The organism is Streptococcus mitis, assembly GCF_003942965.1.
Taxonomy (GTDB): domain Bacteria; phylum Bacillota; class Bacilli; order Lactobacillales; family Streptococcaceae; genus Streptococcus; species Streptococcus mitis_BH.
The window spans coordinates 1-900 of the sequence record NZ_RJOG01000080.1 but is presented as its reverse complement, the minus strand read 5'-3'; the positions used below and the strand labels follow the sequence as shown (position 1 = coordinate 900).

Below are 900 nucleotides of genomic sequence, written 5' to 3'. Positions count from 1 at the left end.
GAAGTTCATCAATTCGAGTTCTGCGTATAAAACGTCCAATCTTCGTTATCCGTGGATCATTTTTTTCTGCCCATTGATATCCACTCTCACATTGTTTTTGGTGTCAATTATGAACTAAGCACAAAAAGAAAAAGAGCCAGAGTTATTTGTAGTGAATCCTCAGTCAATTATTACAAACAATATACTTTAAAAAATAATTATTGTTTGACTTTTCGCGCTTCAAGTTTGAGAACTTTCTCATTTTATGATATATTTAAATCCGATTTATACATAACGAGTATATANTTATAATGATCCTGTATTTTCTGGTTTTAGTCTATATATACGACTAGACGCACTTTTATATTTATGTGTGTTATCAAGGAGAAAGATGATGATTTATAGAAGAGCCAAGAGAATAATCGGTCTTCTGATTTCTATATTACTATTAATTTTAATAATCCCAATTTGTCTCATTGCTTGCTTCTTTATTGTCATCGAATCAAGTGGAACCCCCATTTACATGCAAGAAAGAGTTGGTTTAAATGGACAAAAATTCATAATGTACAAACTACGTTCCATGCATTTAGATGCCGAGAAGAACGGATATCAATGGGCAGAAAAAAATGATCCACGGATAACGAAGATTGGACGTTTTATACGCAGAACTCGAATTGATGAACTTCCACAAATTATTAATATCATTAAAGGCGAGATGTCTATTATCGGGCCTCGACCAGAAAGACCTGAATTTGTTAACGAATTTTTNAAATATATTCCTGATTTTAATGAGCGATTGGCTGTTCGTCCAGGAATTACAGGCTGGGCTCAAGTAAATGGTGGCTATGAATTGTCTCCAAAAGAAAAATTAAGATATGATGTTTACTATATCAGACATGAAAGTATTAAATTAGATTTCCT

Annotated in this window: 1 protein-coding gene and 1 pseudogene; one reads left to right on the top strand and one right to left on the bottom strand. The window is 32.5% G+C overall.

The genetic code is table 11. From position 1 onward, the window contains the following. Window positions 1–82 (bottom strand): annotated as a pseudogene (locus D8837_RS09395) (sugar transferase); the annotation flags it as partial. A gap of 288 nt (window positions 83–370) precedes the next feature. On the opposite strand from D8837_RS09395, the gene D8837_RS09390 reads away from it, so the two are divergent. Further along, a partial coding sequence (locus D8837_RS09390) for a sugar transferase (protein WP_312023209.1) occupies window positions 371–900 on the top strand: 530 nt, incomplete at its 3' end.